The sequence below is a fragment of the Enterococcus lemanii genome (assembly GCF_016909125.1).
Classification (GTDB): Bacteria; Bacillota; Bacilli; order Lactobacillales; family Enterococcaceae; genus Enterococcus_I; species Enterococcus_I lemanii.
The window spans coordinates 31,550-44,799 of sequence record NZ_JAFBFD010000006.1; the positions used below are offsets into that span (position 1 = coordinate 31,550).

10 protein-coding genes, 1 pseudogene and 1 other annotated feature are annotated in these 13,250 nt (G+C 37.4%); of the genes and pseudogenes, 4 read left to right on the forward strand and 7 right to left on the reverse strand.

Features of this window, described 5'->3' with window-relative positions:
* Positions 1-69: 69 nt before the first annotated feature.
* The 3 genes from JOD14_RS02810 to JOD14_RS02820 all read right to left on the reverse strand — a co-directional run bounded on the left by JOD14_RS02810 (position 70) and on the right by JOD14_RS02820 (position 3,508).
* A complete protein-coding gene (locus tag JOD14_RS02810; RefSeq protein ID WP_204653177.1) occupies positions 70-2,433 on the reverse strand; it encodes an endonuclease MutS2 in 2,364 nt (787 codons plus the stop codon).
* A gap of 75 nt (positions 2,434-2,508) precedes the next feature.
* A complete protein-coding gene (locus JOD14_RS02815) occupies positions 2,509-3,054 on the reverse strand; it encodes a CvpA family protein (RefSeq protein ID WP_204653178.1) in 546 nt (181 codons plus the stop codon).
* A 13-nt stretch (positions 3,055-3,067) separates the two neighbouring features.
* On the reverse strand, positions 3,068-3,508 hold the full coding sequence (locus JOD14_RS02820; RefSeq protein WP_204653179.1) for a cell division protein ZapA: 441 nt from the start codon (positions 3,506-3,508) through the stop codon (positions 3,068-3,070).
* Positions 3,509-3,656: 148 nt separating this feature from the next.
* Between JOD14_RS02820 and rnhC the strand changes: the two genes are divergently transcribed.
* Positions 3,657-4,610: a ribonuclease HIII gene (gene rnhC / locus JOD14_RS02825; protein ID WP_204653180.1), complete on the forward strand. Its 954-nt coding sequence runs from the start codon at positions 3,657-3,659 to the stop codon at positions 4,608-4,610.
* Complete coding sequence (locus JOD14_RS02830; RefSeq protein ID WP_204653181.1) at positions 4,607-5,719, forward strand: NAD(P)/FAD-dependent oxidoreductase; 1,113 nt, start codon at positions 4,607-4,609, stop codon at positions 5,717-5,719. The genes rnhC and JOD14_RS02830 overlap by 4 nt, the downstream gene beginning before the upstream one ends.
* 30 nt (positions 5,720-5,749) lie before the next feature.
* Here JOD14_RS02830 and JOD14_RS02835 read toward each other — a convergent pair whose 3' ends face one another.
* Complete coding sequence (locus JOD14_RS02835) at positions 5,750-6,595, reverse strand: MetQ/NlpA family ABC transporter substrate-binding protein (RefSeq protein WP_204653182.1); 846 nt, start codon at positions 6,593-6,595, stop codon at positions 5,750-5,752.
* Between the two features lie 114 nt (positions 6,596-6,709).
* Positions 6,710-6,938: a binding site (T-box leader), on the reverse strand.
* A gap of 83 nt (positions 6,939-7,021) precedes the next feature.
* Positions 7,022-8,725, reverse strand: a complete 1,704-nt coding sequence (gene ilvD, locus JOD14_RS02840; protein ID WP_204653183.1) for a dihydroxy-acid dehydratase — start codon at positions 8,723-8,725, stop codon at positions 7,022-7,024.
* Positions 8,726-8,913: 188 nt separating this feature from the next.
* Between ilvD and JOD14_RS02845 the strand changes: the two genes are divergently transcribed.
* Positions 8,914-9,255: a metal-sulfur cluster assembly factor gene (locus JOD14_RS02845; protein WP_204653184.1), complete on the forward strand. Its 342-nt coding sequence runs from the start codon at positions 8,914-8,916 to the stop codon at positions 9,253-9,255.
* Between the two features lie 88 nt (positions 9,256-9,343).
* On the opposite strand, the gene JOD14_RS02850 is transcribed toward JOD14_RS02845, so the two are convergent.
* Both JOD14_RS02850 and melA read right to left on the reverse strand, forming a co-directional pair.
* Positions 9,344-10,627: a glycoside hydrolase family 27 protein gene (locus JOD14_RS02850; RefSeq protein ID WP_239576055.1), complete on the reverse strand. Its 1,284-nt coding sequence runs from the start codon at positions 10,625-10,627 to the stop codon at positions 9,344-9,346.
* 170 nt (positions 10,628-10,797) lie between these two features.
* Positions 10,798-12,018, reverse strand: a pseudogene (gene melA, locus JOD14_RS02855) (alpha-galactosidase); the annotation flags it as partial.
* A 232-nt stretch (positions 12,019-12,250) separates the two neighbouring features.
* Between melA and JOD14_RS02860 the strand changes: the two are divergent.
* Complete coding sequence (locus JOD14_RS02860; protein ID WP_204653185.1) at positions 12,251-13,189, forward strand: AraC family transcriptional regulator; 939 nt, start codon at positions 12,251-12,253, stop codon at positions 13,187-13,189.
* The last annotated feature ends 61 nt before the right edge of the window (positions 13,190-13,250 follow it).

Here is a 13,250-nt window from a genome sequence, read left to right on the forward strand (position 1 = left end):
CATATTCTGTTGAAAGTATAGCACTGATTTATTTTTTTGCCTACTTTCTTGCCTCTTATCAAATAAGTTTTATTTGAATTTTACAATCGTTGCACCATTGCCACCTTGATTCGCCGGGGCAAATTCAAAACTCTTAACGTTACGATGATTTTTTAAATAATTATTAATTCCTTGACGGAGAGCCCCTGTCCCTTTACCATGCACAATCGTCACCTGTGGGTAATTCGCTAATAACGCCGCATCAATGTATTGATCCACTTCATTTAGCGCCTCTTCATAACGTTTGCCCCTTAAATCAAGCTGCGTGGCAACGTGTGACTCTTGACTTGAACGCATGGTGACCACTCTTTGTTTTGGCTCAGGTGCAGCTTGCAAAGGTTGCAAGTCTGTTTCAGCTACCGTCATTTTTAAAATACCTAATTGGACTTGCCAACTTGCATCACCAATTTTTTTGAGCAACTCGCCTCTTTGTCCATAAGACAAAACCATCACTTCATCGCCTGGTTTTAATTTTTTTGCGGCTTTCGCTTTTTTCAAGACTTTATTTTCTTTTAAAAGTTGTTCTTCTTGTTTTAGATCAGCTAACTTACTTTTAGCATCGATTAACTCATGCTCTTTCACCTTTGCTTGACCGCCAAGTAATTGCATTTTGCGTAAATCAGAAATAATCGTTTCGGCTTCTTCATTTGCCTTTTCAACAAGTTCATTTGCTTCTTTTCGTGCCTTACTCAGTTCTTTTTCTCTTTCTTCAAAGAAATAGCGTTGTGCACTTTCTAAATCTTCTTTTAATTTTTGTGCTTCAACTAGTGATTGTCGTAACTCTAAATATTCCGTTTCAGCCATTTTCCGTTGATTTTCTAAATCAGCAATCATTTCATTTAAATCTTGACTTTCTCCATCAATGATTTTCTTCGCAGAATCAATGATTTGTGGGTCCAATCCTAAGCGTTTTGAAATTTCAAAAGCATTGCTTCGACCTGGCACCCCAATCAATAAATGATAGGTTGGGCTAAGCGTATCAACATCAAATTCCATTGAAGCATTGATTGTTTTTGGTCGGTTATAACCATAAATTTTAAGTTCAGGATAATGGGTTGTCGCCATAACATAAGACGAACGGGCGCCCATCTCATCTAAAATAGCAATCGCTAAGGCTGCTCCTTCTTGAGGATCAGTTCCTGCGCCTAACTCGTCAAATAAAACTAGACTTTGATTATCTGCTTTTCTTAAAATTTCAACAATATTCGTCATATGGGATGAAAAAGTTGATAAGTTTTGTTCGATCGACTGTTCATCGCCAATGTCTGCAAAAATTTCAGAAAAAATCCCCATTTGACTTTCTTCGTCCACTGGAATTGGTAAGCCGGCTTGCCCCATCAACTGCAACAATCCGAGTGTCTTCAAAGTAATCGTTTTTCCACCAGTATTGGGTCCTGTAATAACCAGGGCTTGATAGTCTTTTCCAATTAAAATATCATTGGCGACGACTTTATCAATTGGGATTAATGGATGACGGGCTTGTTTAAAATTAACTTCATTTTTTGAATGAATAACTGGAACAATTGCTTTTTGTTCTTTAGCAAAGCGGGCTTTACTATTCATAAAGTCAAATTGACCAATCACATACGCATTGTGGATAATTTCTTTACGGTATGGAACAAGCATCGTTGACAACTCTGCTAAAATGCGCGTTATTTCATTTTTCTCAGCAATTTGTTGTTGTCGCAAACGATTATTTAGTTCCACAATTTGCTTAGGTTCCACAAAAAGAGTTTGTCCTGAGGCACTTTGATCATGCACGACGCCACCAAAAATACCGCGATACTCTTGTTTTACTGGAATCACGTAACGCTCATTTCGCATGGTTATAATCGCATCGCTTAAATAACGAGCATTATTACCACGAATCAAACCATCGAGTGTTTCTCTGATACTTTGCTCACTTCGACGAATTTGTTGGCGAACTTGACGCAATAAATCAGAAGCATCGTCCGTCACTCGGCCGTCTTCTTCGATTGACTGTTTTAGAGTACGAGTCAATTCTGGTAAATGCGTCATTTGTTTTTCCCAGTGGTACAACCGAGCAAATTCAATTTCAGCTTCTTTTAACTCTTCAATAAAACGACGAACTTCTGCCGTAGTGGTTAATACTCGAGTCACTTGGGCAAGTTCATAACCGTTTAAATCCGCTCCAATTTCAATTCGTTTCATGTGTGGTTGAATATTTTCAATCTTAGGAATGGGAATCCCTCCACGCAAACGTTGGACCTTTAGAGCATCTTTTGTTTCTTCTAGCCATGTTTCAATTAATAATTTATCTGCAACGGGGATTAGCCGTTCTAACATTTCTTTTCCTTGAGCGGTCGTCAAGTAAGGGAATAACTTTTGTTTTACTTGTTCAAATTCAAGGGTTTTTAAAATACGGGAATTCATTTTCTACCACCTTTTTTCAAACAAAAGAAAAGAAATTCTCTTCAGATATTTCTCTTTGTTTTTGTTTGATGATTATTAAATGATATTGGTAATCCATAGTTGTTGAATATAATTAGAAAAAAATGGCGTCTTTTCAACAATATTACGTAGCCACTGATGGCTAACAAATAAATCTTGGATGAAGTCAATTGGAATTAACGTCAATAGCTTTAAGCATAAAAAGAACCAAATATAAACAATTAGTACATTTAAAAAACCGGCAACAATCCAATCAAACTGTGGAATAATTGAAACAAACCTTAGCGGGCTTGCCAGCAAACCAACTAGCTTCGTTAATAACAATCCGACAAGTAAAAAAAATAAAAAAGCAACTGCCGCATAATAAGGTTTATCTAAATCAAATGCCTCTTTTTGACTAAAAAAGACCATTTTTGTCTCAGGAGAAACAGATAAATAAGGGACAATTAATTCAATTTTACGCCCCCAAGAAACGTACATTTTCTGAGCAAACAAAAAAGAAAGAAAGAAACCTGCTGAATAAACCAATTGCAAAGGAATACCTCGTCGGCTGCCGCTATAAAAGGTTCCTAATAAAGTTAATAAAAATACCGTACCTATCATACTAGAACCTCCCTTACTGTTTCGTTGCTTTTTTTTGTATACTTTTTTTACGCTCTTCATTTAAAATTTGCTGTGCTTCCAAATGATTGGTTATTTCAACATCTGTTCGACCAGATTTCTCTAAAGCTTCTTTTGCTTCTTTTTCAAGTGCGTCAATTCTTTTCAAGCGATTTTCTAATTCTAAAGCTTTAATTTCTAATTTTTTCAACTCTTCATTTTCCTTTTTCAAACGAAGCAACTCTTTTTGTTTCAACAACTGATCAGAGACGGCATTCATTGCTAACAAAATTGCTGCTTCCTCAGTCGTAGTCTGAGGAGCCAATTGGCGAATTTCTTGAAGTTGCACATTGACTAACTGCGTCACTTTCTTCATATGATCAGCGGATTCATGACCGATAATTGTATACGATTGATTTGCAATGACGGCTTTATACCGTGTTTTTGCTTTTGCCACTTCCAACTCTCCTCCTAAAAATAAAAAACTCTCTAAGACATTATAAAAGATAATCGTTTTTTTTGCTATGACGTTTCACTGATTCTTTCATAAATCTTTTATCTTTTCTGTGGTAAACTGATAAAAAAAGAAGAAATGAGGTCTCTATATGGCTCCTGTTGTTTTAAAATTATCAAAAACTGAAATTGATAAAATCAAAAAATTTTACCATAACGATAAAATTGATAAAAATATCCCCTATACAGAGTTTATTGCCAAAACAAATCAAACAACTATTACCATTTATACTTCTGGAAAAGTCATGTTTCAAGGAAGCGCGGCCCAGCAAGAAGCGAGTCGATGGTCAAAAAATGAAAGCTTAGCAAAAACGACAACCAAAGATGAAAAAACGACAAAAACAAACCGGACTCAGCAAAATGTTTTACCTGTCGATATCGCCCAAAAAAGTCTAATCGGTAGCGATGAAGTGGGAAATGGCAGTTATTTTGGTCCTTTAATTGTCTGTGCGGTATTCGCTTCAACTGAGCAATTACCAGCCTTAAAGGCCTTAGGTGTCAAAGATTCAAAAATGCTCACGGATAGCGACATTCAAAAACTTGCACCAAAAATTAAAGAGCAAGTCGCTTATAAAATATTAGAGGTGACACCAAAAAAATACAATGAAATCCAACCGCAGTACAATGCCGTCCGGATGAAAGTCGCTTTACATAACCAGGCAATCGGCTTATTATTAAACGAAATTTCTCCAACCCAACCAGATTACATTTTAATTGATCAATTTACACCGGAGGCCAATTATCGAAAATACTTAAAAACCGAAAAAAACCAGGTCACAAATCGCTTACTCTTTACAACTAAAGCCGAACAATACCACTTGGCAGTAGCCGCAGCGTCCATTTTATGCCGCGCCCAATTTTTAGATTCTTTAAAAAAAGGGAGCGAAGAGTTAGGTTTTTCCTTGCCTTCTGGAGCTGGTTTGAAATCTGATCAAGTCGCTGCTCGTATTTTAAAAAAAGGCGGCCTTTCACTACTTGAAAACTATGCCAAACTTCATTTTGCCAATACAAAAAAAGCACAGAAAATTGCAGGTGATTATAAATGAAAAAAATCGCTATTATTGGCGGAGGCATCATTGGAATAACGCTTGCGAACTATCTCAATCTCGAACAATTCCAAGTTACTTTATATGACGAAGGCGTTGGCCAAGCAACGAGTGCAAGTGCAGGTATCATTTCGCCATGGACTTCCAAAAGACGGAATCAAAAATGGTACCAACTTGCAAAAGACGGGGCCGCTTTTTTCCCAAAATTAGTTCGAGATTTCCATTTATCCACTGATATCTACGCACAAACAGGCGCTTTGATTTTGCGAAAAGAAGGAGAATTCGATTCTTTACTTACCCTTGCAAATGAAAGAAAAAAAGAGGCGCCCGAATTAGGAACAATTCAACTTTTAACAAAAGAGAAAACACACCAAGTCATGCCTTTATTAAAACCTCAAGTAAGTTTGTTTCTCCAAGGAGGCGCCCGACTAAATGGACAGGCTTATCTGGAAAAAATGACAACTTTGGCAAAAGATAAAGGTGTTTCTTTCATTCCAGAAAGGGCGAAGCTGCAAAAAGAGCAAGAGCACTGGCTCGTAAAGACAACCAGTACCGCGCACGTTTTTGATTTAATCGTTATCACAGCAGGTCCAAGCATAAAAAACCTCTTAAGTCCGCTTGGCTATTTTGTTGACGTCCGTCCCCAAAAAGGCCAATTAATTGAATTTCAAACCAATTATTTACAAAGTACGACTTGGCCTGTCGTCATGCTTGATGGAGAAGCTGATTTGATTCCCTATCAAAATGGGAAAATTTTACTTGGAGCAACACATGAAAATGAAGCACTTTGGGACTTAACACCTACAAAAGAAGCATTCACTAATCTTTGGCAAATCAGTCAAAAATTTCTAGCTTCTTCAGAAATATTAAAAGGTGCTCCCTATCAGTACCGAGTTGGGACCCGAGCTTATACTTCTGATTTTGCGCCTTTTTTTGGAAAAATTCCAAATGATCCTTCTCTTTTTGTTGCAAGTGGATTAGGCTCGTCAGGGTTAACAATTGGTCCTCTGATTGGCTACATACTAGCGCAAGAACTAAATAACAATCGCCAAATAGAAACAAAACAATACCAAAAAGAACTTGAAACGTATATAAAAAAACAACCATGACAAAAATCCATGGTTGTTTTTAGTGACGAATTAAAATAGTGAGATAACAGAACCTTCGTAATGATCATTAATAAATTTACTAATTTTATCTGTTTTTAAAGCTTCAACTAAAGCCGTAATTTTCGATTCGTTTTCTTCCCCACTTCTAACGGCAATAACGTTACCAAATGTTTCGGCTGCATCAGAGCTTTTGTCTTCCGCTTTTAGGGCATCTTTTTCAACGTTAAAGCCACCTTCTAGTGCATAGTTTGCATTAATGACAGAAAAATCAACATCGCCTACTGAGCGAGGTAATTGGGCTGCTTCTAATTCAACAATTTCTATTTTATAGTCGTTTTTCGTAATATCATTGACCGTTGCACTGATGCCGACACCTTCTTTCAATTCAATTAAACCGGCTGCTTGAAGTAATAATAACGCTCGCCCACCATTTGTTGAATCATTTGGAATTGATATTTGTGCACCCTCTGCAATCTCAGTTAAATCTTTTGTTTTTCCTGGATAAATCCCTAGTGGTTCAAAATGAACTTTAGCAACAGAAACTAAATTCGTATTATTTTCTTCATTAAATTTCTCTAAATACGGTTGGTGTTGGAAGAAATTCGCATCCAAACTACCATCTTCAACGGCTAAGTTTGGTAAGACATAATCATCAAAAACAGTAATTTCTAAATCATAGCCTTTTTCTTTTAAATCTGTTTTAACTTGCTCTAAAATTTCCGCATGTGGTGTAGAAGTCGCACCAATTTTAAGTACCTCTAACTCATTTTTATCACTTGATCCAACACCTGAATCCGTACCTTTTCCACAAGCAGCCAACCCTAAAATAGCAGCCCCTAATAAACTAAAACGAATCACTTTATTCCATTTTTTCATCTTTATTTTCCCCTTTTTTATTGTTTTTTACTTAAATCAATCATACTCAGACAAATGACGGCTTACCAAATCGTTTTGTTCAATAAAAAAAGCCCTTTTGCTAGTCGAAACTAGCAAAAGGACGATGAATCGCGGTACCACCTTTTTTTAGAAGTAAAAACTTCCCTCACCCTACTTCAAAAAAAATAGGTGTTCAAGTTAACGATTGAACGTATCGAAACCGCCTACTTATCGACGATTTATCCTTCAAGACCATCTTCATCTTCTCTGACTTAGTTCCTTTCACCAAACGGAACCTCTCTAAAAAGCATGAGAAAATTACTCTTCTTTGCAACGGATGACTATTTAAGTTGTCTTGTACTTTACATGAGAATCTTCTCATTGTCAACTACAAAACCTATTTTCTTTTTAATTTTTTGATTATGCTTACTCGTCTTTTTTCCAAAAATCAGTAATGGCACCTTTAGATGAGCTTGAAACAATATGCGCATATTTTCCTAAAACACCTCTTGAATGAAGCGATGGAATCACTAATTCTGCTTGGCGTTTTGCTAATTCATCTGGGCTTACTTTCATCGTTAACTCTTTTGTATCTTGGTCGACAATTACAACGTCGCCTGTTTTTAGCAAGGCAATTGGCCCACCATCCTGCGCTTCAGGAGCGATATGGCCTACAACTAATCCGTAAGTACCACCTGAAAAGCGACCATCTGTAATTAAAGCAACGGTTTCACCTTGGCCTTTTCCAACAATCATACTAGAAAGTGATAACATTTCTGGCATACCAGGACCGCCTTTTGGTCCTACGTAACGAACAACCACCACATCCCCATCGACGATTTCATCTGCTAAAACCGCTTGAATGGCTTCTTCTTCAGTATTGAAGACTTTGGCTGGTCCTTCATGACGACGAACTTTCACCCCTGAAACTTTGGCTACCGCGCCATCTGGGGCTAAGTTCCCATGTAAAACAATCAATGGGCCATCTGCTCGTTTTGGGTTTTCCAGTGGCATAATCACTTTTTGACCTGGTGTTAGAGAAGGAACTTCTGCTAAGTTTTCCGCAAGCGTTTTGCCCGTAACGGTTAAACAATCACCATGTAAATAGCCTTTTTCTAGTAGGTATTTCATCACAGCCGATACGCCACCCACTTCATATAAATCTTGGAATACGTATTGACCACTTGGCTTTAAGTCTGCCAAATGAGGAACTTTCTCTTGGAAATCATTAAAATCATCCAAAGTTAATTCAACATTTGCTGCATGCGCCATCGCCATTAAATGTAAAATCGCATTCGTTGAACCGCCTAAAGCCATTACAACCGTAATCGCATTTTCAAAAGCCTTGCGTGTCATAATATCTTTTGGATAAATGCCTTTTTCTAATAATTTCAAAACAGCTTCCCCTGCAGCTTGTACATCATCTAATTTATCTTGGGTCGTTGCCGGGTGTGAAGAAGATCCAGGTAAACTCATTCCCATTGCTTCAATAGCAGATGCCATCGTATTGGCCGTATACATACCGCCACAACCGCCAGGACCTGGGCATGCATTGCATTCAATTCGGCGAACTTCTTCAGCCGTCATATCGTTATGATTCCATTTGCCAATCGCTTCAAAAACCGAAACTAAATCAATGTCTTTTCCATCTAATTTTCCAGGAGCAATCGTACCACCATAAACAAAAATAGAAGGGATTTCTGAGTTAGCAATGGCAATCATACACCCTGGCATATTTTTATCGCACCCACCAATCGCTACGAATGCATCACAATTATGTCCACCAATTGCTGCTTCAACCGAATCTGCTATAATATCACGTGATGGCAAAGAATAACGCATCCCTGGTGTCCCCATCGCAATACCATCTGCAACGGTAATTGTACCAAATTGAACTGGCCAACCACCTGCTGTAACGACGCCTTCTTTGGCAAGCTTGCCTAAATCATGTAAATGAATATTACATGGTGTATTTTCTGCCCATGTACTAATTACCCCAACAATTGGTTTTTTGAACTCTTCGTCTCCCATCCCCGTTGCCCTTAACATGGCACGGTTAGGTGACTTAACCATACTATCATAGACATTACTACGAATCCGAATGTCTTTTTTTGCTTGATTATTTGTCATTTTTTTCACTCCTTAATTAATAAAAGTCAGAAAATTTCCAAAATATTAAAACTAATAACGCTATTCTAACATAAAAATGATAAAATTCTAGTAATTAAATGAAATTATCATTATAAACCTTGAAAAAAAAGTGATTTTATGAAAAAATGAGAAAACATCCAACGTTATAAAAGAAAGGACGCGTCTCTATGGATAACAATATAAAAATGAATGCTTTAGCATTGCAAATAAACGAGCAAATAATCGAAAAATTACTTATGATTTATGATCCAGAAATTGGTTTAGATATTATTAACTTAGGTTTGGTCTACGAAATTAATTTAGATGAGACGGGGCATTGCGAAATTACTATCACCTTTACCGGAATGGGATGCGAATGTATTGAATCGATTCCAGGAGAAATTGAAGAAGTTTTATTAGAACTTGCTGAAATCCACTCTGTTCACGTTGAAATCGTTTGGTCACCCGCTTGGAAAATGACTCGGATTAGCCGATTTGGACGAATTTCTTTAGGTGTTAGCCCAAATTAAATCCTTCCACAGTAGGAACTTACGATTATATTTCTCTATTAAAAAAAACTTTACTTTAAACTTTGAGTAAAGTTTTTTTATTTTTAATTTAAAGAGAAATCAACAGTGCACCATGCGGAGCTAATTTTTGCTCACTTAGTAAAATTGCTTGTTGATGCCACAAATCATAAACAAAATCGCCTTGTGGTACGAGATCGGATACCAGACTTTCAGGAATAGCTTGCTCATTTTCACTCACGTTAAAAATCGCAACATATTCTTTTTCTTCACTTGTTGCATGCCAAACCACCCAATTTTCATCTCGATAATATTGACGACGTTGGGTCAGTGTCTGGTACATCGTTAAAACTTCTTTATTCGTAAATAAACTTAAAGTAAATGCGTCAATATCAGGCAAGGTGCCACCATACATCAATGGGGATTGAAAAATTGTCCATAAAGACATCAAAGTATATTGTTCATCTTTCGTGAAACGCGTCCAGTTATCACCACCGCCACCATCATGCGCTCGAATGCCAATATGCCCTAGCGGTAACATGTCACAGTCAGGCCAATTACCTGGTCGTAAATAAGGTGCCCACTCTGCGCAACGGTCGAACATCGTGTAAAGCGCGTCCCAATGATCCCAAAAATCATCAGTTAAACGCCACATATTCGCATGATCTTGTAAATAAGCACCATCGGTTAATTGGGCTGGGCCTGGAGATAAAGATAAGACCATTGGGCGTCCGACTTTTTGAATCGCTTTTTGAATGGCTGCGATTTCTTTTCGGTGTGCACCTCCGTATAAATAAGAATTGGCAATGTCATCAACTTTAATAAAATCAACACCCCAACTAGCATACAGTTCAATTAAAGAATCGTAGTACAATTGACCTTCTGGTAAGTCTACGTTAACGCCATACATATCAGAGTTCCAAGGACAAATATTGTTTAGCGCAATGTCACGCGCTCGTTTGTCAGTCCCTTTGATCTTCGTATTTTGATGAACCGCTTGACGTGGAATCCCACGCATAATATGAATGCCAAATTTTAACCCTAGGCTATGAATGTAGTCTCCAAGAGCTTTAAATCCGACACCATTCGCCGCACTTGGAAAGCGATTTTCAGCAGGAATTAAACGTGAGAATTCGTCCATTTGTAATGAAAAAAAAGCATTATACCATGTCGAACTAGCTTGCGGTTCGGACCATTGAATATCAACAACCACGTATTCCCAGCCATATTCTTTTAAATTTTCTGCCATAAAATCAGCATGGGCGCGTACTTCTTCTTCTCGAACAGATGCGCCATAACAGTCCCAACTATTCCAGCCCATTGGTGGCGTTTGTGCAACTTCTAGATGTTTTAAATGTTTTAATGTACTTTTCATTGATTGATTCCTTCTTTCAATTTTTATTAAACGGTAATCTTGCGTTCATTTCTTTGTGCTTGGACTTGCGCTGGTGTTTTTTCTTTGATTCGCACGGCTCCCTGATAAGTATCATTGGTTGGAATAAGAGACCTTGTTTGCCATTCTTTTTTAATTATTTGAATAACCTCTTAGTATCGGGGTAGCCAAGCTTCCTGGGCAATTAATAATTCATCAACCATTTGCCATATTTCTGGGGGATTGCAAACAGCGCCTGTTAGTGGGTCAAGTAAAGCGGCTTGTTTTAATAATTGAACGTTACCAGAAACCGCTGACTCGACTGCTAAGCGTTGGACCCAAATCGATTGAGAACAAACCGCGGCTGCACCTAATGGCAATTCACCAATACGTGGCACTTGAATCCCCGTACGATCTACATAACACGGCACTTCAATCACGGCTTCTGGCGCTAAATTAGTAATGGTCGAGCCATTAATTACGTTGACATGTCCTCGATAAATCCGATTGGTTTCTAGTGCTTCAATGATATAAGAAGCGTGTTCTAAACCACGATCGGAGCCATCATACACTTTGCCTTTTTCTTTTAAAAGATTCGGATACTCAAATTCAAACCAGTGACGTTCCTCACGTGTAATGCGCAAATAACCACCTGTTTCACCGTAGATCCAACTACTTGTATCAATCCATTGCTTAATTTCTTCGGGCCTTTTCCGGTACCAAGCAACATACTCTGGCAAATGACCATTGGATTCCGTTGAATAATGGCCAAAACGCTTTAACATATCGATTCGTACTTTTTCTTCTTCTTTGAATCGTTCGTGCTGACTAAAGCCTGCAAGTAGCTCATTCTTGCGCTCGATTCCTTGATGTTTAACTGAAAGATACCACGTTTGATGATTAATGCCCACGCAGATAATGTCTAACTCTTCTCTTGCCACACCCAAAACTTCAGCAATTTGAAACTCGCCATGAATTTCACCATGGCATAAGCCAATCGTTCGAACTTTTCCATACTGATTACAAGCCCAAGTCGTCATCGGATTTGAATAATTTAGTAACAAGGCATCTTTTTCGGCAACTTCCCGAATATCTTTGCAAAAATCAAGCATTGCAGCAATCACTCGCTGCCCATACATGATTCCTCCAATACATAAAGTATCCCCTACGCATTGATCCACTCCATACTTTAAAGGAATGTCAATATCCGTCTCAAACGCTTCCAAACCACCCACACGAACGAGGTTTAGAATGTAACGAGCTCCTTTTAACGCTTCACGTCGATTCGTTGTGGCAATAATCGTTTTATCAAGACCATTTTCTTCCAAATCTCTTTGACAAAGCGCTCTCGTTTTTTCGAAATTCGCTGGATTTATGTCTGTAAAAGCAAATTCAAAATCACGTAATTAAGGTACCGACAATAAATCCGTAAAAAGTGTTCGCGCAAAAACAAGGCTTCCTGCACCAATGATTGTAATTTTCTTACTTATTGTTATCCTCCTTTAAATCTTGTTACTGATTATTTTAGCTATTTAAAAAAATCAGACGGAAATATTTGTAAAAAAAAGCAGTAATTATGTCAGATATTGTCGTATAATAAATTAGTTTAACTTTTAGGAGGAAGAAATGAGTCTTTTTGATTTAAAGAAAAACCAGGCGAATATTACCGCCTTTTATGCTCTTTCGCTCACAAATTTTGATATGAGTCTACATCAACACGAATCTTGCGAGATTATGTATGTCAAAAAAGGACACTGCTTTATTTACACGCAGTCTGAAAAAAGAACCCTTTATGAAGGTGATTTTGTTTTTTTAGATGCCCATGTCCCACATCGTTTATTTGTTGATAATCGTAGCCCTTGTTCGCTTTTAAATTTGGAGTTTAGTGTCGGAGAACAAGGAGAGATTGCTTTAGCAAATTTGCGAAAACACTGTTCTTTTTTACAACAAAAAACACAAGCGTTTCCCACTGTCTTTTTTGCTTATGATAACAATCGCTTAAAACAACCTTTACAAAAGCTAATCGGTACTTTGTCTAAAAATTCGTTGCAAAATACTCAATCCGAAGATACTTTTTTAATTGATTTACTTTTTCAACAATGTTTACTCGAATTAGGAAATTTACTTCATACAAATACAACACCAACCCCTAGCCCTTATCTAGAAAAAGCATTGCTATATATTTCTGAACACTTGGAAGAAGAACTCCGCGTGCCTAACATTGCAAATTATGTTGGCATTAATAAATCTTACTTACATGCCCTTTTTTCTGAACAATTAGGCACAACCATTGCAACCTATATTAATCAAAAAAGACTAGAGCAAGCTTGTTTTCTTTTAGCAAATAGTGAACTTTCCATTACCGATGTGGCTTTTAAAATTGGCTATAACAGTCGTCAACACTTCAGCCAAACATTTACACAACACTATGGTTTAAGCCCAAAAGCGTACAAGCTACAAAAACAAAGTATTGAGCACCAAAAAGATAATGTTGGTCAGTTTCGGAAACAATCAAACGAAAATAATTGGGAAGTAATAAAAATGAAAAACGAAAGAAGCATTTAAAATCTAGCTTCTTTCGTCTTTTATTTTTGAGAATCATGCAACATCATTTGTTCGATTCGAT

Excerpts from the sequence above, each read along its gene's own strand:
- ilvD (WP_204653183.1), bottom strand. The coding sequence starts at position 8,725 with ATGACAAATAATCAAGCAAAAAAAGACATTCGGATTCGTAGTAATGTC.
- JOD14_RS02830 (WP_204653181.1), top strand. The coding sequence starts at position 4,607 with ATGAAAAAAATCGCTATTATTGGCGGAGGCATCATTGGAATAACGCTT.
- JOD14_RS02815 (WP_204653178.1), bottom strand. The coding sequence starts at position 3,054 with ATGATAGGTACGGTATTTTTATTAACTTTATTAGGAACCTTTTATAGC.
- JOD14_RS02845 (WP_204653184.1), top strand. The coding sequence starts at position 8,914 with ATGGATAACAATATAAAAATGAATGCTTTAGCATTGCAAATAAACGAG.
- JOD14_RS02810 (WP_204653177.1), bottom strand. The coding sequence starts at position 2,433 with ATGAATTCCCGTATTTTAAAAACCCTTGAATTTGAACAAGTAAAACAA.
- JOD14_RS02850 (WP_239576055.1), bottom strand. The coding sequence starts at position 10,627 with ATGAAAAGTACATTAAAACATTTAAAACATCTAGAAGTTGCACAAACG.
- JOD14_RS02835 (WP_204653182.1), bottom strand. The coding sequence starts at position 6,595 with ATGAAAAAATGGAATAAAGTGATTCGTTTTAGTTTATTAGGGGCTGCT.
- JOD14_RS02860 (WP_204653185.1), top strand. The coding sequence starts at position 12,251 with ATGAGTCTTTTTGATTTAAAGAAAAACCAGGCGAATATTACCGCCTTT.
- rnhC (WP_204653180.1), top strand. The coding sequence starts at position 3,657 with ATGGCTCCTGTTGTTTTAAAATTATCAAAAACTGAAATTGATAAAATC.